Source organism: Candidatus Nitrosotalea sinensis, from assembly GCF_900143675.1.
In the GTDB taxonomy this organism is placed as follows: Archaea; Thermoproteota; Nitrososphaeria; order Nitrososphaerales; family Nitrosopumilaceae; genus Nitrosotalea; species Nitrosotalea sinensis.
This window is the reverse complement of sequence record NZ_FRFC01000003.1, coordinates 375,200-394,567: the sequence shown is the minus strand read 5'-3', so window position 1 is coordinate 394,567 and position 19,368 is coordinate 375,200. Positions and strand designations below refer to the sequence as shown.

The window sequence follows — 19,368 nt, the reverse complement described above, 5'->3', positions numbered from 1 at the left end:
AGCGCACCGAAATGATCTATACTTTAAAGCTGGAGGTATCAAGAGTTGCAAACAGTGCTTCTTTTTCTGTTCTGAGGTGATTTTTATCATAATACTCAAAGGGTACTGATGCAAAAAGATGTTTGTCCCAGATATCATGTACCAGTTCTTTGTAATTTTTGTATCCAGATTGTCTTAGAAATTCATGCGCTAACTCATGTGAGACTTTGGGACAATTAACATCCATTAGAAATTTGAGATCGTTTGGTTGTGGACTTTTACTCCATTGAACCATGCCAAAATTATCAGCAAAGTAACCTTCACATGTACAATCAGTCCACAAAGGTCTAAAATATGTCAAATAGAAATGAAATATGTCTCTGCCTCTATCAGCATGATCATCAAGTAAAGCAGGAGTATCAACAATCCTAAGACGTCCACCAGATCTTACCACCATTTCATCGGTTTGAACATCAACTTTTTTTGAGAAAGTTTTTTCTATCCATGTCTTGTAAAATGCGGCCATATCTGTGATATATTCAAATTCCCATTTTCGATTTTCTAGATCCTCTTCTTTTACCAAGAATATGAAATGTAGAAGCATAAAGAAAAAAGAATTATGAAGCAATTAAAGGTCTTTGCATAAAAATAGAATACTCTATGGATAGGTTTCAAAAATATGGAATGGAGAAATTTCCAAAGATTTAGCTTTGGCCTTCTATTCCCATCAGGGTAAGAGTGGAACGGATCTTCTCTATTTTACGAATTTTCCAGGTAATTATCTCACGTAGTGCTTCCACTGTTGGAGATTCTATCTTTGCTAGAATATCGTAGGCCCCAAAGGTACCATGTACTTCCTTGACTCCGTTAATGGCTTTCAGCTGAGAGATTATAGACTCTTCAGAGCCAAGTTCACAATTTATCAGCACATATGCAGTTGCCATGATATACCTATACAACGCAAATATATCAATAGATCTGTTTTATCAGTACAGGATCAAAAATTGCATCATATTGATAATAGCAGTGTTTTTTGATATTTTATACCAAAAAATCTTTTGAATATAGTTATTTTTAGAAGAATTAAGAAAAATAATGTTCCCCGGTTCTGACTCACATAGAGTCATTGGTACTTTTAGCCTAAATCCTCATCTTGTTCTATTACCGGGGTGCCCTGTAGCACGGCTGGGTGGACCAAAAATCATATTTTATCATCCCAGTCCGTCTGCGTGCATTTGGGGCGATAGATTATTTTTTATCCAGTAATTTATTGTGATTGTTTAATATCAAATTCCAGTGTGATTCTATTCCAATATCTTGGAATCACATATTCGTGTAACCGCTTCAAGAGTAAATGCAAAATAACTAGGCAGACAGCAATCCTGAGAGTTTTATCTCAAATCCTGACACTGGTGTTCGTAGTTTGAAATTATCAGAGATTTTCGGACTAATTTCTCCTATTGTGCCAACCTCTTTTCCAGATACCATAATTTTGCCTGTTCTTCCCTCTACAAACATTGGTTCTTTTTGTGTCACAGTTTTACATGAAAGATCAAAACTTGTTTTAAAGAGAGATTGCAAAACCGATTTTATCTCAGTAAAGTTGACGTCTTTATGTGCACTAAGGCAAGCCATATGCATGATCTCTTGTATCTGGGAACCCTTTTCAAATACAGTCCCTATTTCAAATATTTTTTGAGGGTACGATTCATGAATATTTCTTGATAGTACTTCCATCATTTCAGGAATTAACATGTCGCGAAGAATGATGTGTTCTTGACTTTTTGAATCGGCTACAGATATCATCTTTGTAGAATCTCTTGAAGTTTTATCATACAGAGATTCTTTGCTAGTCAGCTCAAAGTTCATTACTTCAGTATATCCAAGACCTATCATAACAGAACGAATTGTTTCAAGTGTTTTTGTGATGTGGTTTCTTTCACCAGCAGAAAATGAAGCCGGCATTGTAGGAGTCAGGTTTTGTATTCCATAACCAAGTGCCACTTCTTCAACTAGATCCATTTCTCCAAAAATATCCGTCCTATATCTTGGAATAGTGCATACAATTTTTTTTCCTTTTATCTTTGCGTCAAGTCTGCTCTTTCGAAGAGATTGAACAATCAGTGGATTGGTCATTTCAATTCCAAGAGTCTTTTGTACCAACATAGGATCAAGATTTAGGTTTCGTGATTGTAATGTAGGAGTGGCATTATTTTTTCCAGTTATTTTTACCGAGAAGAGTTGGAATCCAGCTGTTTGTAATATATTTGCGATAACTGCAAGCACCCCTTCTGCAGTATTTTTATCAGTTGCTGTAACTTCTACAAGAAGATTACGAGTTTTTGTATTCATCTGTGTTAGTTTTGAGTTTATTATAGGAGGAAGTGATACAGTGTTCTCATCAGAATCAAGTATGATAGGTACCTGTTTGTATCCATCAAGTATATGATGATATTTTTTTCCAGTTTCTGTTTTTTCAAGTATTTCTGATACTGTCATTACACTATCAGCCTCAAGCGGTACAAAACTATGATTTTTATTCACAGTTTTATAATACAGTGGGAATTTTATTTTTTCAAGATCGTGTATGCCAATTGATGCCTTTTTCCTTCTCCTTCCAAGTCCATTGTGCAGATCTTCCTGCATTGTTATGATTTGTCTTATTGTTTCATCATCAAGTTTGCCATTTCGTGCTTCAATAGCTGTTACAAATGGTCTTATCTTTGACACTGAAGAATCAGATTTTATAACATTTTTGCCATTTTTGATTTTCAACACAGGCATTCCCAGTTTTATTCCAAGTAATCCTTGAAGACCAGTAACTATTCCATAATCAGTAGAATAATCCGGCCTATTGGGACTATATTCTACATTAACATGATCCTTTGTCTCCTCTTCTATGTCAAGGCCGATAAATGGCAATGTTTCTACAATTTTGTTTTTAGGAACACTCCTGCCCAGGATTTTTTTCAATCTGTCAAAGTATAATGTGACTACGGGCATTTTGGTACACTCCTCAACCAGCCAAATTTATTTTCATACAAGTCACGAACATCTTGTAATCCAAATCTCAACATTGCAATTCTTTCAATTCCTCCACCCCATGCAAGAACTGGATTTTTTATGCCTAGTGGTTTTGTTACCTCAGGTCTGAATATTCCCATTCCAAATAATTCCACCCACTTGCCGAGTTTTTCATTATATATCATAGACTGTAGCGACGGTTCAGTATATGGGAAAAATGTAGGCCAGAATTTTATTTTCTTTATTCCCATCTTGTGATAAAATTCCGTTTGTAGTCCCATAAGATCTCGTAGTGTGACATTTGTTCCCATCACTACACCTTCAACTTGGTGGAATTCCGCAAGATGTTTGTAGCTTAGTTTTTCATTTCGAAATACTCGACCTATTGAAAACAGTCGTGCTTCATCATATTGTTGATCTGCAAGCTCCCTTATTGTGACACATGTAGTATGAGTTCGTAGTACCAGTTTTTTTGCTTCTTCGCTCTGCCAGTTGTAATTCCAGCCTTTTTTATGAGATTCAGAGACTTTACGTATCTGATCAGGCTTTGCTACATTTCCTGCTTTGATATCCTTCAGATAGAAAGTATCCTGCATTTCACGTGCAGGGTGATCCTGTGGTGTAAAGAGTGCATCAAAATTCCAAAAACTTGATTGCACGTTATTTCCTATAATTTCAGAAAATCCTAGACTGACAAATATTTCACGTACTTCATCAATTACATCTCGTAATGGATGACTGCGAGCTGCAAATGCAAGCGGTGCATCAGCCTCAACATCAATTGCCCTCACATAGTCATGTGTCAGAGATGCATCAGATATCAAGACAGAATCAAGATTATCTGGAACAGTTCTTGATGCATCTATTCCTTTTTCAGTAAGGCCTACCAAAGTAGATTTTTTTGAGATAATAGCAATAAGATCAGGTCTTTTTTTGAGAGAATCTAGTGCATTTTTTTCTAGTTCGTTTGCAGATACTCCTTCAGGAGATTTAGATACAGTTTTTAGAATTTTTTCTTCAGGAGTAACATCATGATACCCTTTTAGCATCATTCTATTTTCATGAATTTCAATCCATCCGTTTTTCTTTGCATTTGCTATTGCAGGACTAAATTCATTTTTTAGATAATTTTTTGCATCATTAATTTCACATGAGTATCCATCCAAGGATCTTAGATGGTTTAGCAGTTGCCTTTCAGGCAAGCCCTTTTCAATGGCTTCAGGTCCTTTCTTTCCCAGTGTTACTACATTTGTTTCAGATTCTTGTACATCTGTAAGATTTTTGAATTTGAGCCATTCTATACCTCTTCGTATCTGATCAAGAGAGAGTTTTGTAATAGAAGCAAGTTCTTCAGGTGTGAGATTTTTCTTTTCTGCTAGGGTCTTGAGTATTTTTTGTTCAATAGGATGCAGAACTTGTGACATTATGACAAAAAACCATAAAGACTTTTTAAACCTAATCCTAAGTAAATCATGAATGTCATCTGAAGAGTTTACCGTAACTCCTTGGAGCGTAGAAGGAGATATTGACTATGATAAACTCATGCAGAAGTTTGGTACAGAAAAAATTTCTCCAGAATTAGAGGCTCGCATTGAAAAGATAACTGGTGAGGTCCATCCCATGTTAAAACTTGGGTATTTTTTTAGCCATAGAGATTTGGATAAGATTTTAACAGAATATGAAAAAGGTAACAAGTTCTACCTGTACACTGGAAGAGGTCCTTCCGGCAGAATTCACATGGGACATCTTCTTCCATGGATTTTTACAAAATATCTTCAAGAAAAATTTGATGTAAATCTAATTTTCCAGTTAACTGATGATGAAAAATTTCTGTATAGCGATGGGAAGACAATGGAAGATGTCTCAAGATTTACCCAGGAAAATATTTTAGACATAATTGCAATAGGGTTTGATCCAAAAAAAACCAAGATATTAATCGACACAAAAGACATCAAGAGAATTTATCCCATATCACTTGAGATAGCAAAGAGGATTACATTCTCAACTGTAAAAGCAGTTTTTGGATTTGAGAATTCAACAAACATTGGCATGATTGGATTTCCGCCAATACAGGCAGCACCTTGTTTTCTTCCATCAATAATAGAAGGGCGACCAACACCAGTACTCATACCTGCTGCAATAGATCAAGATCCCTATTGGAGAGTCACAAGAGATATTGCAGAAAAGATGGGATACCCCAAGCCTGCACAAATTCATTCCAAGTTTTTGCCAGGACTTGGGATGCAAGGAAAAATGTCTTCATCAATACCAGAGACTGCCATTTTTACTACAGACGATGACAAATCAATAGACAAAAAGATCTCAAGTACATTTACCGGAGGCCAACCAACAGTGGAACTACAACGACAACTTGGAGCAAACTTTAGCATATGCCCCGTATTTTGGTATCTCAGATACTTTTTTGACACAGAAAAAGAATCTGATGAAAGAGCAAGAAAATGCAAAGGTGGACAATTATTGTGTGGCGAGTGTAAGTGCAACCTAAAAGATGCTACAAAACCTTTCTTAGCAGAATTTAAGAAACAGAGAGAAAAAGCTAAAGATCAGATAGACAAATTCATGTTTGACTGAAATGAAGAGAAATATCACATGTGCAGACAATTATGAGGCACAGAAACTTGCAAGCCTAATATACATAAAAGAAGACAATGAGATTTTCATTAAGGGAATCTTAGAGATAATTGAAAACGAGATAATAATATCTTTGAAAGATAAGTCAGCTCACAGCATACTTTTTAAAGATAAATCCCAGGCAGAGTCTTTTGCAGATTTTATCCAATCAGTAATTGAAGAGACAAACAGAATAACAACGACTCTGGTTGTTGAAGATGTAGTAGAGATAACAAAAGAATGAAATTCAGACAAGAGATTTGTCCATTTCCTGAGTAACCAGTTCTTGAACTTTGAGAAAATACAATCTTGTTGTATATGGCATCTCATCAAGATTATTTTCTATTGCAATCATGAGATATCGTACTGCTCTTTTTGAGATATTTAGATTAAATTTGAGATATAAAATTGGATCTTGTTTTACACCAATCTTGTCTACCAACCATGGCGGTGCCATTTCTTTTGCATCTCCAATAATTTTGTTATACCAAAGTGCTATGTTTTCTGGATCCAAACCTTCCTTCAGATTAGTAATTCCATATGACATTCCATGTAGCATTTTATCGGTTAATTCCTTCAACACCATACAAAGTATTGTAGAGTTTTAGATAACCTACTCAAAGAATGAAAAGTTATTAGTCAAAGTATGTTTCCATCAGAATCAATCTCAGATTTTTTTATTCTTGTTGTTGATATTCTCATTCCGTCCTTTGCAAGAGCCATAGGTACAACAATTATCTCAACTGGAGAAGAATTTCGTGCTTTGCGCAGTCTATTTAGTTCATCACCTTTGAAAGCAGTTTCCTCACTTACCACCAATGCTTCCACATCATTTTCTAGAACAGCAGGACCAAAATCATTATCTAGCTTACTTATTTCATAGTTGGAATTTGGAAAATTCTTCTTAATTGCATCTTCAAGGGAGTGAAATCTAGTAACATAGTCATTTGATGGATTTTTCCCCTTTTTCTGTGCAAACTCATCACTTGTTAGACCGATTATAACTTTGGATGAAATCAAAAAGCCATTTCGTAGCAACTCAAGATGACCCTTATGAACAATATCAAAAGTTCCCCCCAGAGCTACAAGTTTGAATTTTGTCATGACAGATAGTAATGTTTTGGTAGTTTTATCATTTAACAACTATAGGATTAAGGGATAATGAAGATGAGGAAGACAGAGGGACAGCATCAGGATTCCACACATATGTTTCAATAAAATAAGAACCTGCATTCTGGGGTTTCCAATCTACTGATATTGTTTGATTTTGTGAACCAAGAAATACTCCTGTAGATTTTCCTATGAATTCAGATCTACCGTCAAATTGTTTTATTTGAACATAAAAGACAAATGGTTGTGTGGAGTTAAGCAAATATTGAATTCCACTGGATATCTTCATTGATGCATTCAATGGTATTGCAGAATATGAAGTGCCATTAGAGTCAGTTATTACAGTGTTACCTACAATTACAGGTGAAATTACTTGGGCGGCAGTTACAGGAATTAATTTTGATTGATAAGAATCAGATTCGGCAAGTATTACATATGATTTTGCTCGTGTGTTAGAATCAGATGTCATACTAAATGCAGAATTGGCTCCAGGGCCGACAGTAATTGGATCAGATATTCCAACAGCAACTACTCTCTGAAACGCATCGTATGAAATCAAATAGAGTTTAGTATTAGCAGACTTTTGTGCCCCATTGTTTGTAAGAGTACCAGAGATAGAAAGTTTGTCAGATACTTGCAAAGTTCCAGGAGAGATTTGTAACACTTGTTGCTTATCAGGAGAAGATTGGAATCCTGCAATCTTTACCTGTACTTGAGTAATGGAAGGATTAGGACTTGTAGAGGATATCATAAATGGTGATTTTCCTCCAGCTGGAATTACCTGAAGAAGTGTGGTGCCAGTCTTGTATTCAATTTGATTAGAGTTATCATCCATGAATGTTACCCCAATTGTAACAGCATTGACAGGTGAGCTTAGATTGTTTTGTACCTCGCCGAAGACCTGCGTGGTACCGTCACTTACCTTGTGTGAATAGATTGTTTGAAGAACTGTAACGCCCAGGCTTGTAGATGGCGGAAGATCAGCCCAAGCAAAATTTGTTGTAAGCAATATAACAGCCAAAAATGATGAAAGTAACAACATTTTCATGAATGAATGTTGTATGAGGAGATTAATCACGTGCTACATATCATAATCTATACAACATAGTTTAGAAGGTTCTACTAAACTAGCGTTAGAAAATCAACATAAAAAGAAGATAAAAGATTTGGTTTTATTTACTTGTGTTTTCGTGCAGTAATTACACACCAGTAAATGAATCCTGGTATCAGTCCTACCATCAATGGTATGTATACGCCGGCTTGACTCCAATCTTGCATATCTAAATTACCTAACCACCAAAAAACTTGCATAGTATTTAAATCCATCTTTCTGAGGCTTTACATAAATACAATTTAGCGATCTTGTTTCAAGTCTGTTCTTATTTAAATAAAACATGAGCTCGAGTTCTAATCAAGACTTGGAAATAACAATAGAACCATGGAACCAACTAGTAATCCACGAGGTTCTAGAGCTAAAATTCGAAGATTGGATAATACAGATAATTGCCAGTGCAAGATCTGCAGGCGGAGGTATTCCCACTATCTTTTGGGCAGGAGGAGTGGCATTTCATTTTGCAACCTTTCCTGATACTGATACAATAGTACAGGAGAAGCTAAAGGGGAGAATACATTATTCTTCAGTCACATTTGCCATAAAAGAAAAATTTGAAAAACAAGTAATACGAGAAGGCGGAGCTGTTAATTTTACAGATGTTGGGCACAATGAAATATTTAGCAAACTCACAGAGAAATTAAAATCTCAATCAAAATTCCAAAATTCTCACTGAGTTTTTCTTGATTTTCTATAGACCAAGAAACCACCTATTACAATCAATGCTATACCTATCACAAGATAATACGGAGGATCAGACGATATTGGAAAAATGAAGATTCCTGCTGTAATCATGCCGAGATACACAAGCATTGTCTGATCTATATCAAATGCCATAAAGATTGGCATCTCCGCTCCATGCTATAAAGAATGCTAATTGTATATTTGTAGGATAATTACTCCTCAGATAATCAATTTTGCCCAAGTCATAAACATGACTATTACTGAGAATCCCATTATCCCAACAGTAATCCAGCCCATAGAATTTGACATTTTTCCATTAGTAATACCATCTAGTATTTTTCTGTCACTGCCTATCTTCATGATAAATACAAGGAGTGGAACTGCAATTATTCCATTTATCACAGCTGCATATATCAGAGCTTTAATTGGATCAACATCTGTAAAGTTTATCCACAAACCTACAACGGTGGATGCTATAATGATCAAGTAGAATCCTTTTGCCTGTTTGAATTTCTTGCCTAGTCCCTCTTTCCATCCAAATTCTTCTGACAAGGCATATGCAGATGAACCCGCTAGAACAGGTATTGCAAGTAACCCAGTGCCAATTATGCCTAAAGCGAATATGGTTTTTGCAATCTCTCCAGCATGAGGGAATGTTTTTACAAGAGGTTCTAGTGATTTAGCTGCGTCATCAGCAGTAGCAATATCAGTAAGACCATGTACATGTAAAGTTCCAGCAGTAGTTAGAATGATAAACCACATTATCACCTGTGACAATCCCATCCCTATTGCTACATCTTTTCGCATGGTTTTGATTTCTTTTTTTAGAATTTTTGGCATACCTTTCCCAATTTCAGATATCTTATTTTTTGCAACATCTTCTTCAGCTTCTTGAGAAGTTTGCCAGAAAAACAAGTATGGGGATATAGTAGTACCAAAGATTGCAACAAACAACATTACAAATTCAGAAGTAAATTCAAAATGCGGTACGATACTTGATACAACAATATCTTTCCAATTCCCTCCTACAATAAATGCCGTAACAACATACGCAAGCAGACTTAGAGTAAGATACTTGAGCATAGTAACATATTTTCTATAAGAAATGAAAATTTCCATACATACTATAAATGCAGAAAATAGTATTGTGATTGCCACTATTGGAATTTGCGGTAAGACTAGAGTTATTGATGCAGACATGGCACCAATATCTGCTCCAATGTTTATTGTATTTGCAATAAGAAGCAGACCTATTATGGGATAAACAGTACTTTTTGAATACCTATGTTTCATAATATTTGCAAGACCACCACCAGTAACAAGTCCAATTCGCGCACACATTTCTTGAATTGTAATCATTAAAGGTAACTGGAACAATGCCAACCATAACATTCCAAATCCAAATTGTGCCCCTGCTTGTGAATAAGTCGCTATTCCAGACGGATCGTCATCAGATGCTCCAGTGATTAATCCCGGTCCCAAGCTTTTGAAAAAGGAATTCAGTCTATCAAACAAGTACTTACACCTTTACAAAGAATTTGCAAGACAGACATGCTTAGAAATTACTCCCATTTAATTAAAAAGAATTCTAAATTATCGAATTTGATAACAGACGATATTGTCCGTGAATGGTTATCAGTGTTGATAATTTAGCGTCGGTTAAAATCCAGTTATCAAGTATCAACTAGATATGAGATTAGCCATAGTACTTTTGATTGCAGTATCAATATTAGCAGTTAATACAGCATTTGCAGATTCACCACAGACTGGAATAAAGGGATCAGGATTTGCTTTGATAAATGGTGACTCGCCTAAAATGTATACATCAAGTGTCAAGATTTTCTTGCACAATCAAACAGTTGATAGTGGTTATGTTATGATTAACTCAGAGAATTCCATAATAATTGCAAAGATTGCATCAAATGGATGGCAGTTTGCATATAATGGAGATGGTTCATTTCATGCTACCGGGCCAGTCACATCTAGACAAAATATATCATATTCTCTAGTTCTAGATGGAAGTAGAGTCATTTCATCAGGAGCAGGTTCATTATGGAAGATAAGTGCAGAGATGACAGGAAATGGTCAGAATTACCTATTAGAGTATCTAGCAAATAGCAAAGACTATCTTAATGCAGGAACATCAAGTTCATCACTTACAGCAAGTATAACAATTCCAAATGGAAACTCTGCACAGTCCAGTGTGGGATTCTTCGTACCACTTAATCTAGAGATTTTGAGAGGTACCACAGTTACATGGCAAAACCAAGACAACATAGGCCATACAATCCAAAGCATAAATGACAAGGGAATCATCATCCCAATGTTTAACAGTCCAGTTCTAAAAACAGGTGATACCTTTGTCTACAAGTTTACCAAACCAGGAGTATACCACTACTATTGCTCTATCCATCCTTGGAGAATTGGCGTAGTAACAGTGTCATAAGTACGCACTCAAATCCAACCAAGCATTATCTTTCACATTACAACTTTATTTTCAAATACAATTTACACATATGTCTATACAGGTAGATTCAAGAAAAAATACCCAATAGCAATCCCATATACAACATGACCAATAAAACTTGAAACAGATGGCAGTATTCCATCAGGATGAGTTCGTAGTGATATTCCTGTTATAGGTTTGTGGATAGGAAGTAATGTGACAACCCATAGAAATAATCCATATAGTATTCCTGAGAAAAACAAACTTCCAAGAGCAATTGGGAATATCCACAATGCTAACAAAAATCCCATACTTCCCAAACCACCATTTACAAAATGTAACAAAAAAATTCCTTTGAAATGAAGATTTGATTTTGATAATTTGAAAAATTTAACACATAGTACTTGATTTTCATGCCATTCTAATACACCCTGCAATCCCCATTTCTTCCACGATGGAATTTCTGTTGCAGTCATCAAAAGAGTAGCAAATAGACCACCAAGAAATGCCACAGCAAAAGAGAGTAAATCAGGTGTCATCATAATAATTCATGAACTTAGACATTACATTTACATTTTTTATTTTTTAAGATTTCTACCTGTTCTTCGAGAGAATTGATAAATTTGGTTTGTTTTGTAGAACCTATGGCCAGTCTTTTATCCAAATCACTTTTGTGGTGATATCCGCGACGTTTCATTTCAGATACTAGTAAACTATGTCTATTATACAGTGCGTGTAACTTGTTTTTCCAGCGCAATGTTTCTGGATGATGAGTATAGCCCATCTTATTTTGTGTCAATATAGTCCAAATTGCATGTAATTCCCTATGTTCTCCCAAAAGATGTAATTGACACAAGTTTTTTGGCGGAATATCCCAGATTCTCAATTAGAGTATCAACTTTTTTTATTATAGGGTTTAGGTTTTTTCTGATTTTTCATCATGGTTTTCACCAATGAAGAAACACTATCAAGATCATCAGTAGATACAATGGCATCAAGTTTCTGGTCCTTCATTTCTTTCACAGCCAGTCCACCCACAGCTATAGGTACAGAAGATTTTGATTCGATCTTATGTATGAGGCGTTTACAGGAAGACAGGTTTTCAGCAAGAGTCACAGAAATAAAGACAGCATCAGGTTTAACATCTAGAATATAATTTACAACAGAATCATGAGGTAAAGAAGGAGAAATATTAAAGACTTTGAAACCTTTATTCTGCAATACGGATTGCAGTACATTGCATCCAAGATTGTGCCATTCTCCTTCAGGAGTACATATTACTATCTTGCATCCCTGTTGTGAGGCAGACGTTCTTTCTGTTAATGTTTTTACAAATGAATTCGCTGTATTGCTTGCTACATGTTCTTGAGCAATCTCAAGCTTTTTGTTTTTCCAGAGATCACCAATCTCATACATTACAATTTTTAAAATATAGTCATAGAAGTTTGATAAGTGTAAAGACTTTGAATATGTATCATAGACATCAATCGCTCCTTCAAGGTTTCCATCAATTAGAAGATTGAAAAATATTTTTCGTATCTTTGTATGTTCTTTTTGTACATTAATTTTATTCTCTATATTATGATTCACAAGAAAAGTCCTGACATTAGGAATGTCTTGAAACTCTTTTGGGATGCTGTCAATGGAGATATGAGAAACTTTACCAAGATATTTTATCGTCTTTTGTCTTGATGTGTTTAATTTTTCATCCCAGACACTATGAACTAGATACGCATATTCGATACCTTTTATTTTTTTACTTCGAATATAGACCAATGAATTTGATAGTATATCATCATTATTTAAAATAGTGCTAAGAATTCTACATGGTGCCAACTAATCTATACAATTTATAAAAAATATTAGGCACTAGAATTATTAGTTGTCACTAGTTTATATTCTAAAATAACAAAAACAAATCAATGAAGAAAGAAATTGGCATGATTTTGGCACTAGTTGTCATCGGATTTGCATTAAATCACGCATATGCAGATTCTATTCCAGCTTGGGTCAAAAATAATGCCAAATGGTGGTCTGAAGATCAGATAAATGACAAGGAATTTGTCAGTTCCATACAATACCTAATACAAAGCAACATAATCAAAATTCCAACATCATCGCAGAATACAAATGCTACAAAATCTGATCACATACCAAAATGGGTAAAAACCAATGCGGGTGGATGGGCCAATGATTCCATTAGCACTTTGGAATTTGTATCAAGCCTTCAGTACATGATAGATGTAGGAATAATCCAAATATCACAAGGAGGAAATGAATCTCAGAATTCAAATCAAACCCAGTTGTCAAATACTACATCCGTAAGTTCTGATACAACAAGTTGTGACAATGAGAGTACTCCTGCAGATAAAGAGACATGCCTAGCAAATATAGAAAATGAACAAGAACTCAAAACAAAAATGCAAAACTCTACACCATATACAGTAGGTCCTGTGACCTATTATCTAACAGGTGCAGATGCGATCAATACAGGTGATGGTGAAATGGTGATAGTTCATACAATAATAGAGAATACCCAGAGTTCATCAAACAATCCAGATTTGTTTTGCACAGGACCTTTTGCATGCAACTATCATTTGTCAGACGGGCAAGGAGATTATCCACCATCGATATTTTCTCTTACATCTGGCCATCTAGAATTAGTATACCACAAACCTGTTGCAATAGATTGGAACTTTTACAGCAAAGAACATGTGGGAGGATTTGACTTTGATCCATCAAAGCAATACTATCTAAAAATAGGAGAACCATTTGGCAGTACCTCAATACCACTGAAGTTAAACCTTCAGTGAGATTTTTTATTATCTACATTTAGAAGAAATTTTTTATGCAATATCAGAGAGCGCGATAACTAGTAATCATGTTCGCTAAACTCAGCTCCAAGTGCAATGCTAGCAATAGTTGTATTTGGTGTTGTTTTACATTGCATTGTAATATTTGGTAGAAACTGATGGAAAATTTGTTTCAGCAAATATTCTGTAAAAAGAGACCATTTTATACCAAGACTATGCTGTATGATGAAATGATGTATGCCACCTTCTATTCTATGATCAGATGTCATTCCCGATGCTCTCATATAATCTTCTAATGCTTCAATCGCTCTCTTCAGATCATAGTTTCCTTTCATAAACATGACCCAATCTTTGATCATTGGAATCATGACATCAATTATCTTGTTTATCTCGTCTCCTTTCATTTCATCGCCAAGTATTCTCAAAATTTCTTTCGGTACTGGAATTATCCCTATCTTATCTGCGAATCTATCCCATTTAACGTATTTTTCTAAAATTTGTTTTACAAGTACATTTTGCGATATTTCTTTTTGCATTGCTTCTGTCTCTAACTCATTTATGATATATTCAGGAAGCCTATAGCTAATACTCCGGGTTTGTTCGTGTTTTGGAGGATGTCGTTGTCTTTTAACAACCATCTTGTTACAGTACACAATTGGCAATGTAATAAGATTATGCCAATTACAGTTTATTTACTAGGGAAAATGTAGTTGTAAAATACGAGTTTATTGTACTGAAATACTGTTTTTCAGTGCAATAAACTTCAATTGCCCTGAAACTATTTGACTACCAATACAGGTATTTTGGACTTGTGTACAACATCATTTGCTACACTTCCAAGGAATGTACTTTTCATCGGACCTCGTCCACGAGAAGCAATAACAATCAGATCAAATTTTCTATATGAAGCATATTCAGTAATTTGCCATGATTCTGTGCCGTAGATTATTTTCTCATGAAATACAATACCATTTTGAGCGCAGAGTTTTTTTGCATCAGTCATGAATTGCTTTGCTTCCTTCAATGTTTGATTCTTCAAAGAAGTAAGTAGGGGCCCAAGACTTATTGTGTAATACGGAGTTACACATAGACCTGTTATAGTAGAGCCACATTGTCTTGCAAGGTATATCGCTTCATGTAGACCCTTAAATGATCTTTCAGAGCCATCAAGTGCAACCAAGATCTTGCTAATTTTTTGTTTCATAGAATAATAAAGAATATTGAAGAATATTAACAGATCTTACAATTATCAAAACTGGTTTCAATGTACAATAGTTACTGGGCACTGAGCATGTTCTGAAACATGTCTTGCAGTGCTTCCAAGACGCTTTATAGAAGATACTCCAGTGAGCCTTCTACTTCCCATGATTATCATATCAGTTTTTGATTTTTTTGCATGTTTTAATATTGCATTAGATACATCATCATGGACAATCTTATACGATGTCTTGGTTCCTTCTTGCCTGCATTTTTCTACAACTTTAGTAAGCTCCTTTTCTCCTTGTTGAGTCAGGGTTTTTACAATTTCCTGATAATTCATGACAGCAGCACCAGAAAATACAGAGTCGCTTATTGGATAATAAACAGGGATCACCATCAAGATAGTTAGATCTGCCGTGAAATTTCTTGCTATATCCTTTGCTAGTTCCAAAGCTTTTTTAGATAGAGCGGCTCCATCATATGGCACCAAGATATTTCGTATAACCATGTTACAGTTACAGTCTAGTCATAATGATATTTTAATGAATGTATGCATTATCAGAATTGATTTTATTTAATTATCAAATATGATAATGTTGCCAGTGATTTTATATCAAGATAGGTAAGACTCCTCATGACAACTGCACGCGACATTATGTCAAAAAAAGTAATTACGATAGAGACTAGTTCATCTACAACTGAAATCGCAAAAATAATGAACAAGAACAATATCAGCTGTATTGTTTTAACCAAAGATGATAGACCGTGCGGAATAATCACTGAAAGAGATTATCTATCAAAGATTATCTCACAGAATAAAAAGGCATCAGACATGAGTCCGTCACAGATAATGTCCTCACCATTTGTCACAGTCTCAACAGTTTCAACTGCAGATGATGTAGCACAGACTATGCTTGAGAATAAAATTAGACATGTAGTAGTAATGGATAATGCACATCCTGTAGGAATAATCACCATAACAGACTTTTTAAAACATCTCAATACACTGGTTACAGATTCATCAGAATACAAAAAGGATCTATACGAGAGCCTATTCGAAGAACATGAATATTGGGATAGATAACGTATTGTGTACATGGGAGAAAATAAAGACAGACGAGATGATAAGCTATCCCCAGATTATGGTTCAGTATTAAGAGAAAACGCTATTTTAACAACCTTTTCTGCATTTTTGTTTGGATTCTTGTTGAACATTGCAATCAATCCCCCAAAAAATTTTATTTTCATAGACAAGATCATACTTTTGATATCATTATTTTCTATCACCATATCAGCAGTCTTGTTCATAATGCCTGTAATTTATCACCACTTGGAATATCCATACCTTGATTTTGACAAATTCAAGGAACGAAGTCATCGCTTTACATTATTTGGATTGATTCCTGCAATGATTACATTATTTTTAGGATTACAACTTGCAACAAGATCGCTGGTAGAAAACATCACAATTTCATTTGCATTGGGAACAATTCCATTTATTTTGATTTATGTATTTTACAGATTAAGAAAGTAATCAAGTGTTTTTAGATATCAGGTCTTTAAGATTTCTTCATTCGTAAAAGAATTTGATCAGCAACTCGACGCATTTCAGAGTCTGAACCTGCACTGCATAGTTTTGTGAGATCAGTTGTAGTTACAATCCCAACTAATCTATTGTCACGCACAACAGGAACCTTGTGAATTCTTCGGAGTTTCATGATTTCAGCTAATTCCCACACACTTTCATCAGGATTAATCACAATGAGAGGTGACGACATTACATCTTTTACAGAAGTGGACAGGGGTTTTGCATGGGCTACTATCCTTCGCACAAAATCCCTCTCAGTCAATATTCCAATTGCAACATTTTCTTCCATTACAATAACACATCCCACACCTGTATCTTCCATAATTTTTGCAGCGTCTTTTACAGAGATAGAGGAATCTACTGTAACCACTTGTTTTTTCATTATATTGTGAACTAGTTCTGTCATGTTTGTTCTAATTACCTAAAGATATTGCCTTTACTATATCAGTTTTAGTTATTATGCCTACAAGTAATGATTTTTGCACTACTGGAAGACCACTTATTCCATGGCGTATCATTAACAATGATGCTTCAGATACATCTTCTTTTACATCAACAGTGATTGGATTAGGCGTCATAATATCTGCCGCAATAAAAGTACCAAGATAACTTAATTGGTTTGATTTAAACTCGTGTGGTTTTTCTGCCATCTGATAATTTTCTATTTCCTTAGGATCACCAGATTGCCGTAACCATAGAGGGATTTTCGCAGGAATAAAGTCACGATGTGTGATTATTCCAACTGGCTTTCTATTTCTACTTACTACCACGCGTGATATTTTATTTTTCATTAATACACTTTCCACATATAGAAGAGAATCGGCCGTTTTTACAGTGATTACAGGTTTTGTCATAACTTTCGATACAGAAATAGATTCTGCTGCCTGGGTTAGAAATACCGAGACCATGTCGGTTTTTGTTATTATTCCAAACAAGCTCGAGTCTTTTTTCAATACAATTATCGAGCTTATCTTGTGATTCAACATTAATCTTGCACAGTCATACATAGTAGCGTCCTCAGTAACAGTAACAAGCTTTTTTGTCATTGCATCATTTACTTGCATGTTTTCAATTGATTTGTTATCCATACGGTATATCGATCGAACTAAATCTTTTTCAGTTATGATTCCTACCGGTTTTTCATTTTCAGTTACGACAAGCCTGCCTATTCGGTGTCGTAGCAACATAGATCGCGCATCAAGAAGTGAGGTTTTAGGAGACGTTACTACTGCCCGTTTCATTATTTGGTGAATATCAGAATTTTTTAATTTCAATAACATATGAACAAATCAGTGATAGATAAGAGTACTTTTGCAATTTTCAAAAATGATTATCAAATATGATAAACTAGTCTAATACTAAAATACATTTTTGTAAAAATATGCTCCAAATGGACAAGCCACAGAAAAAATCAGAAGTCTCCAATGAGATTTCGCCATATTGGAAAGCTGGCTGGTTGGAAATGGACAGGGTTTTTGACAACTTTAGAAGAGATTTGGAGCGTTCACTATCCATGTTTCCACACATAGGTGTTCCGTCTTTTCCCACATCTGCAATGTCATGTGACATAATAGATGAGGGAGACAAATTCATGATCAATGCAAACATGCCAGGCATCCAAAAAGACGAAATCAAATTGAACATAACTGAGAATTCAGTGGAGATTTCAGCACAACATAAAGAAGAGACAGATGAGAAAAAGAAGAATTATGTACGAAAAGAAAGAAGAGAGACGTCATATTACAGGACATTGTCTTTGCCTGAGAAAGTGTCTTCATCAAAGGCAAAAGCAAAGATGAACAATGGAATCCTAAATATTGAGATTCCAAAAGTTACACCTACACCCAAATCAAAAGGTTCGTCAATTCCAGTGCAATAATTCTTTTAGATTTTTTTTATATTGTTTTTTATTACATTAGATGATTTAACAAGCATATCATGTTCAGAGTCATCAAGATCAATTTCTTTAATGGATGCACCATTCTTATTTATCACTAGTGGAACTCCCATGCATACATCAGATATGCCATATTCCCCATGCAACATCACAGAGGATGGTACTTCTAATGATTCATTCTTCATTATTGCTTTTATGATGTCGTAGGAATGTTTTGCAGCACCAAAGACAGACGCGCCCTTTAATTCTGTCAAAGGTCTCCAATAATTTCTTACCTCATTTGTGATATCAGTCATTTGATTTTTATCAAAATGTATTGCTTTCCCATCAAGTTTAACAGTTGAAAATATTGGAACCATCGAATTTCCATGTTCTCCTAATACAATAGATTCAATTCCAGATTGGTTTGTGTGTAGTGTTTTTGATATGGCATATCTGAATCTATCAGAATCTAGACTAGAGCCCATTCCAATTACATTTTTTACAGACAATCCACTTTCTTGTAAAATACAATATGTAATAACGTCCACAGGATTTGTAATCACTATAACTTTGGCATTGCTAGCATATCTTTCAATCTTTTTTGAAATGTCTTTTATTATTGGAATATTATATTGGATTAGATCAGATCTATCAGTGACTATTTTTCCTGCATTTACAGTGATTACAACAACCTGAGACCCTGCAATATTCTCATAGTCATCTGTACCAGTAACAGATATTGTAGAATTTTTTGGTACTACGTTTACAATATCAAGTGCTTCCCCCATAGCCTTATTCTTGTTCCTATTCACTAGAACAATATCATCAAGAGATGCAGAGGCTGAAAGAAATCCAATTGCAGAACCTACCTTGCCAGCACCAATTATTGAAATCATATAACTA

26 protein-coding genes are annotated in these 19,368 nt (G+C 35.0%); 8 read left to right on the top strand and 18 right to left on the bottom strand.

Going from position 1 to position 19,368, the window contains the following annotated elements; genetic code table 11:
• Positions 1 to 16: 16 nt before the first annotated feature.
• From NSIN_RS03865 to pheS, 4 genes are all read right to left on the bottom strand, one after another.
• On the bottom strand, positions 17 to 562 hold the full coding sequence (locus tag NSIN_RS03865) for a hypothetical protein (RefSeq protein ID WP_320410666.1): 546 nt from the start codon (positions 560 to 562) through the stop codon (positions 17 to 19).
• Positions 563 to 683: 121 nt separating this feature from the next.
• A complete protein-coding gene (locus NSIN_RS03860) occupies positions 684 to 923 on the bottom strand; it encodes an Lrp/AsnC family transcriptional regulator (protein ID WP_101009471.1) in 240 nt (79 codons plus the stop codon).
• Positions 924 to 1,344: 421 nt separating this feature from the next.
• Entirely contained in the window at positions 1,345 to 2,982 is a 1,638-nt protein-coding gene (pheT, locus tag NSIN_RS03855; protein WP_101009470.1) for a phenylalanine--tRNA ligase subunit beta, read from the bottom strand.
• The gene (pheS, locus tag NSIN_RS03850; RefSeq protein WP_101009469.1) at positions 2,973 to 4,427 is read right to left on the bottom strand and encodes a phenylalanine--tRNA ligase subunit alpha; all 1,455 of its coding nucleotides are present in this window, start codon (positions 4,425 to 4,427) and stop codon (positions 2,973 to 2,975) included. The genes pheT and pheS overlap by 10 nt, the downstream gene beginning before the upstream one ends.
• 52 nt (positions 4,428 to 4,479) lie before the next feature.
• On the opposite strand from pheS, the gene NSIN_RS03845 reads away from it, so the two are divergent.
• Entirely contained in the window at positions 4,480 to 5,595 is a 1,116-nt protein-coding gene (locus tag NSIN_RS03845) for a tryptophan--tRNA ligase (protein ID WP_101009468.1), read from the top strand.
• A gap of 1 nt (position 5,596) precedes the next feature.
• On the top strand, positions 5,597 to 5,878 hold the full coding sequence (locus tag NSIN_RS03840; RefSeq protein ID WP_101009467.1) for a hypothetical protein: 282 nt from the start codon (positions 5,597 to 5,599) through the stop codon (positions 5,876 to 5,878).
• 3 nt (positions 5,879 to 5,881) lie between these two features.
• Here NSIN_RS03840 and NSIN_RS03835 read toward each other — a convergent pair whose 3' ends face one another.
• The 3 genes from NSIN_RS03835 to NSIN_RS03825 form a co-directional block, all read right to left on the bottom strand.
• On the bottom strand, positions 5,882 to 6,193 hold the full coding sequence (locus NSIN_RS03835; RefSeq protein WP_101009466.1) for a hypothetical protein: 312 nt from the start codon (positions 6,191 to 6,193) through the stop codon (positions 5,882 to 5,884).
• Positions 6,194 to 6,273: 80 nt separating this feature from the next.
• On the bottom strand, positions 6,274 to 6,738 hold the full coding sequence (locus NSIN_RS03830; RefSeq protein WP_101010034.1) for a phosphopantetheine adenylyltransferase: 465 nt from the start codon (positions 6,736 to 6,738) through the stop codon (positions 6,274 to 6,276).
• A 28-nt stretch (positions 6,739 to 6,766) separates the two neighbouring features.
• Positions 6,767 to 7,753 (bottom strand): FxLYD domain-containing protein, encoded by a 987-nt coding sequence (locus NSIN_RS03825; protein ID WP_133124047.1) that lies wholly within the window; start codon positions 7,751 to 7,753, stop codon positions 6,767 to 6,769.
• 385 nt (positions 7,754 to 8,138) lie between these two features.
• Between NSIN_RS03825 and NSIN_RS03820 the strand changes: the two genes are divergently transcribed.
• Positions 8,139 to 8,531, top strand: coding sequence for a hypothetical protein (locus NSIN_RS03820; RefSeq protein ID WP_101009464.1), 393 nt, complete (start codon positions 8,139 to 8,141; stop codon positions 8,529 to 8,531).
• Here NSIN_RS03820 and NSIN_RS03815 read toward each other — a convergent pair.
• Positions 8,525 to 8,692 carry an LPXTG cell wall anchor domain-containing protein gene (locus NSIN_RS03815; protein WP_165775234.1) on the bottom strand — a complete coding sequence of 56 codons (168 nt, stop codon included), beginning with the start codon at positions 8,690 to 8,692 and terminating at the stop codon, positions 8,525 to 8,527. The two genes, NSIN_RS03820 and NSIN_RS03815, sit on opposite strands and share 7 nt — an antisense overlap.
• Positions 8,693 to 8,758: 66 nt before the next feature.
• Positions 8,759 to 10,054, bottom strand: a complete 1,296-nt coding sequence (locus NSIN_RS03810; protein WP_245871892.1) for an NRAMP family divalent metal transporter — start codon at positions 10,052 to 10,054, stop codon at positions 8,759 to 8,761.
• A gap of 175 nt (positions 10,055 to 10,229) precedes the next feature.
• Between NSIN_RS03810 and NSIN_RS03805 the strand changes: the two genes are divergently transcribed.
• Positions 10,230 to 10,985, top strand: a complete 756-nt coding sequence (locus tag NSIN_RS03805; RefSeq protein ID WP_101009462.1) for a cupredoxin domain-containing protein — start codon at positions 10,230 to 10,232, stop codon at positions 10,983 to 10,985.
• 74 nt (positions 10,986 to 11,059) lie between these two features.
• Here NSIN_RS03805 and NSIN_RS03800 read toward each other — a convergent pair whose 3' ends face one another.
• The 3 genes from NSIN_RS03800 to NSIN_RS03790 are packed head-to-tail and all read right to left on the bottom strand — an operon-like array spanning position 11,060 to position 12,761.
• Entirely contained in the window at positions 11,060 to 11,527 is a 468-nt protein-coding gene (locus NSIN_RS03800) for a hypothetical protein (RefSeq protein WP_101009461.1), read from the bottom strand.
• Positions 11,528 to 11,541: 14 nt separating this feature from the next.
• The gene (locus tag NSIN_RS03795) at positions 11,542 to 11,871 is read right to left on the bottom strand and encodes a pyrimidine dimer DNA glycosylase/endonuclease V (protein WP_101009460.1); all 330 of its coding nucleotides are present in this window, start codon (positions 11,869 to 11,871) and stop codon (positions 11,542 to 11,544) included.
• An 8-nt stretch (positions 11,872 to 11,879) separates the two neighbouring features.
• Complete coding sequence (locus NSIN_RS03790) at positions 11,880 to 12,761, bottom strand: cobalamin B12-binding domain-containing protein (RefSeq protein ID WP_165775233.1); 882 nt, start codon at positions 12,759 to 12,761, stop codon at positions 11,880 to 11,882.
• A 146-nt stretch (positions 12,762 to 12,907) separates the two neighbouring features.
• On the opposite strand from NSIN_RS03790, the gene NSIN_RS03785 reads away from it, so the two are divergent.
• Complete coding sequence (locus NSIN_RS03785) at positions 12,908 to 13,798, top strand: hypothetical protein (RefSeq protein WP_101009458.1); 891 nt, start codon at positions 12,908 to 12,910, stop codon at positions 13,796 to 13,798.
• A gap of 59 nt (positions 13,799 to 13,857) precedes the next feature.
• Here NSIN_RS03785 and NSIN_RS03780 read toward each other — a convergent pair whose 3' ends face one another.
• From NSIN_RS03780 to NSIN_RS03770, 3 genes are all read right to left on the bottom strand, one after another.
• Complete coding sequence (locus NSIN_RS03780) at positions 13,858 to 14,436, bottom strand: hypothetical protein (protein ID WP_101009457.1); 579 nt, start codon at positions 14,434 to 14,436, stop codon at positions 13,858 to 13,860.
• A 140-nt stretch (positions 14,437 to 14,576) separates the two neighbouring features.
• Entirely contained in the window at positions 14,577 to 15,002 is a 426-nt protein-coding gene (locus NSIN_RS03775; RefSeq protein WP_101009456.1) for a universal stress protein, read from the bottom strand.
• Positions 15,003 to 15,059: 57 nt separating this feature from the next.
• The gene (locus NSIN_RS03770; RefSeq protein ID WP_101009455.1) at positions 15,060 to 15,506 is read right to left on the bottom strand and encodes a universal stress protein; all 447 of its coding nucleotides are present in this window, start codon (positions 15,504 to 15,506) and stop codon (positions 15,060 to 15,062) included.
• Positions 15,507 to 15,632: 126 nt separating this feature from the next.
• Here NSIN_RS03770 and NSIN_RS03765 point away from each other — a divergent pair, with 126 nt between their 5' ends.
• Positions 15,633 to 16,082, top strand: coding sequence for a CBS domain-containing protein (locus NSIN_RS03765; protein WP_101009454.1), 450 nt, complete (start codon positions 15,633 to 15,635; stop codon positions 16,080 to 16,082).
• Between the two features lie 12 nt (positions 16,083 to 16,094).
• Positions 16,095 to 16,532: a DUF6328 family protein gene (locus NSIN_RS03760; protein ID WP_101009453.1), complete on the top strand. Its 438-nt coding sequence runs from the start codon at positions 16,095 to 16,097 to the stop codon at positions 16,530 to 16,532.
• Positions 16,533 to 16,557: 25 nt separating this feature from the next.
• Here the strand turns inward: NSIN_RS03760 and NSIN_RS03755 are convergent, their stop codons facing one another.
• A complete protein-coding gene (locus NSIN_RS03755) occupies positions 16,558 to 16,992 on the bottom strand; it encodes a CBS domain-containing protein (RefSeq protein WP_101009452.1) in 435 nt (144 codons plus the stop codon).
• Positions 16,993 to 16,999: 7 nt separating this feature from the next.
• Entirely contained in the window at positions 17,000 to 17,827 is an 828-nt protein-coding gene (locus tag NSIN_RS03750) for a CBS domain-containing protein (RefSeq protein WP_245871891.1), read from the bottom strand.
• A gap of 149 nt (positions 17,828 to 17,976) precedes the next feature.
• Between NSIN_RS03750 and NSIN_RS03745 the strand changes: the two genes are divergently transcribed.
• On the top strand, positions 17,977 to 18,465 hold the full coding sequence (locus NSIN_RS03745) for an Hsp20/alpha crystallin family protein (RefSeq protein WP_101010030.1): 489 nt from the start codon (positions 17,977 to 17,979) through the stop codon (positions 18,463 to 18,465).
• 5 nt (positions 18,466 to 18,470) lie between these two features.
• Here the strand turns inward: NSIN_RS03745 and NSIN_RS03740 are convergent, their stop codons facing one another.
• Positions 18,471 to 19,361 carry a malate dehydrogenase gene (locus NSIN_RS03740; protein WP_101009450.1) on the bottom strand — a complete coding sequence of 297 codons (891 nt, stop codon included), beginning with the start codon at positions 19,359 to 19,361 and terminating at the stop codon, positions 18,471 to 18,473.
• Positions 19,362 to 19,368 lie beyond the last annotated feature (7 nt).

Excerpts from the sequence above, each read along its gene's own strand:
- NSIN_RS03835 (WP_101009466.1), bottom strand. The coding sequence starts at position 6,193 with ATGCTACATGGAATGTCATATGGAATTACTAATCTGAAGGAAGGTTTG.
- NSIN_RS03765 (WP_101009454.1), top strand. The coding sequence starts at position 15,633 with ATGACAACTGCACGCGACATTATGTCAAAAAAAGTAATTACGATAGAG.
- NSIN_RS03820 (WP_101009464.1), top strand. The coding sequence starts at position 8,139 with ATGAGCTCGAGTTCTAATCAAGACTTGGAAATAACAATAGAACCATGG.
- NSIN_RS03815 (WP_165775234.1), bottom strand. The coding sequence starts at position 8,692 with ATGGCATTTGATATAGATCAGACAATGCTTGTGTATCTCGGCATGATT.
- NSIN_RS03770 (WP_101009455.1), bottom strand. The coding sequence starts at position 15,506 with ATGGTTATACGAAATATCTTGGTGCCATATGATGGAGCCGCTCTATCT.
- NSIN_RS03845 (WP_101009468.1), top strand. The coding sequence starts at position 4,480 with ATGTCATCTGAAGAGTTTACCGTAACTCCTTGGAGCGTAGAAGGAGAT.
- NSIN_RS03740 (WP_101009450.1), bottom strand. The coding sequence starts at position 19,361 with ATGATTTCAATAATTGGTGCTGGCAAGGTAGGTTCTGCAATTGGATTT.
- NSIN_RS03785 (WP_101009458.1), top strand. The coding sequence starts at position 12,908 with ATGAAGAAAGAAATTGGCATGATTTTGGCACTAGTTGTCATCGGATTT.
- NSIN_RS03755 (WP_101009452.1), bottom strand. The coding sequence starts at position 16,992 with ATGACAGAACTAGTTCACAATATAATGAAAAAACAAGTGGTTACAGTA.
- NSIN_RS03760 (WP_101009453.1), top strand. The coding sequence starts at position 16,095 with ATGGGAGAAAATAAAGACAGACGAGATGATAAGCTATCCCCAGATTAT.
- NSIN_RS03745 (WP_101010030.1), top strand. The coding sequence starts at position 17,977 with ATGGACAAGCCACAGAAAAAATCAGAAGTCTCCAATGAGATTTCGCCA.
- NSIN_RS03860 (WP_101009471.1), bottom strand. The coding sequence starts at position 923 with ATGGCAACTGCATATGTGCTGATAAATTGTGAACTTGGCTCTGAAGAG.
- NSIN_RS03830 (WP_101010034.1), bottom strand. The coding sequence starts at position 6,738 with ATGACAAAATTCAAACTTGTAGCTCTGGGGGGAACTTTTGATATTGTT.
- pheS (WP_101009469.1), bottom strand. The coding sequence starts at position 4,427 with ATGTCACAAGTTCTGCATCCTATTGAACAAAAAATACTCAAGACCCTA.
- NSIN_RS03840 (WP_101009467.1), top strand. The coding sequence starts at position 5,597 with ATGAAGAGAAATATCACATGTGCAGACAATTATGAGGCACAGAAACTT.
- NSIN_RS03780 (WP_101009457.1), bottom strand. The coding sequence starts at position 14,436 with ATGGTTGTTAAAAGACAACGACATCCTCCAAAACACGAACAAACCCGG.
- NSIN_RS03775 (WP_101009456.1), bottom strand. The coding sequence starts at position 15,002 with ATGAAACAAAAAATTAGCAAGATCTTGGTTGCACTTGATGGCTCTGAA.
- pheT (WP_101009470.1), bottom strand. The coding sequence starts at position 2,982 with ATGCCCGTAGTCACATTATACTTTGACAGATTGAAAAAAATCCTGGGC.
- NSIN_RS03750 (WP_245871891.1), bottom strand. The coding sequence starts at position 17,827 with ATGAAACGGGCAGTAGTAACGTCTCCTAAAACCTCACTTCTTGATGCG.
- NSIN_RS03800 (WP_101009461.1), bottom strand. The coding sequence starts at position 11,527 with ATGATGACACCTGATTTACTCTCTTTTGCTGTGGCATTTCTTGGTGGT.
- NSIN_RS03805 (WP_101009462.1), top strand. The coding sequence starts at position 10,230 with ATGAGATTAGCCATAGTACTTTTGATTGCAGTATCAATATTAGCAGTT.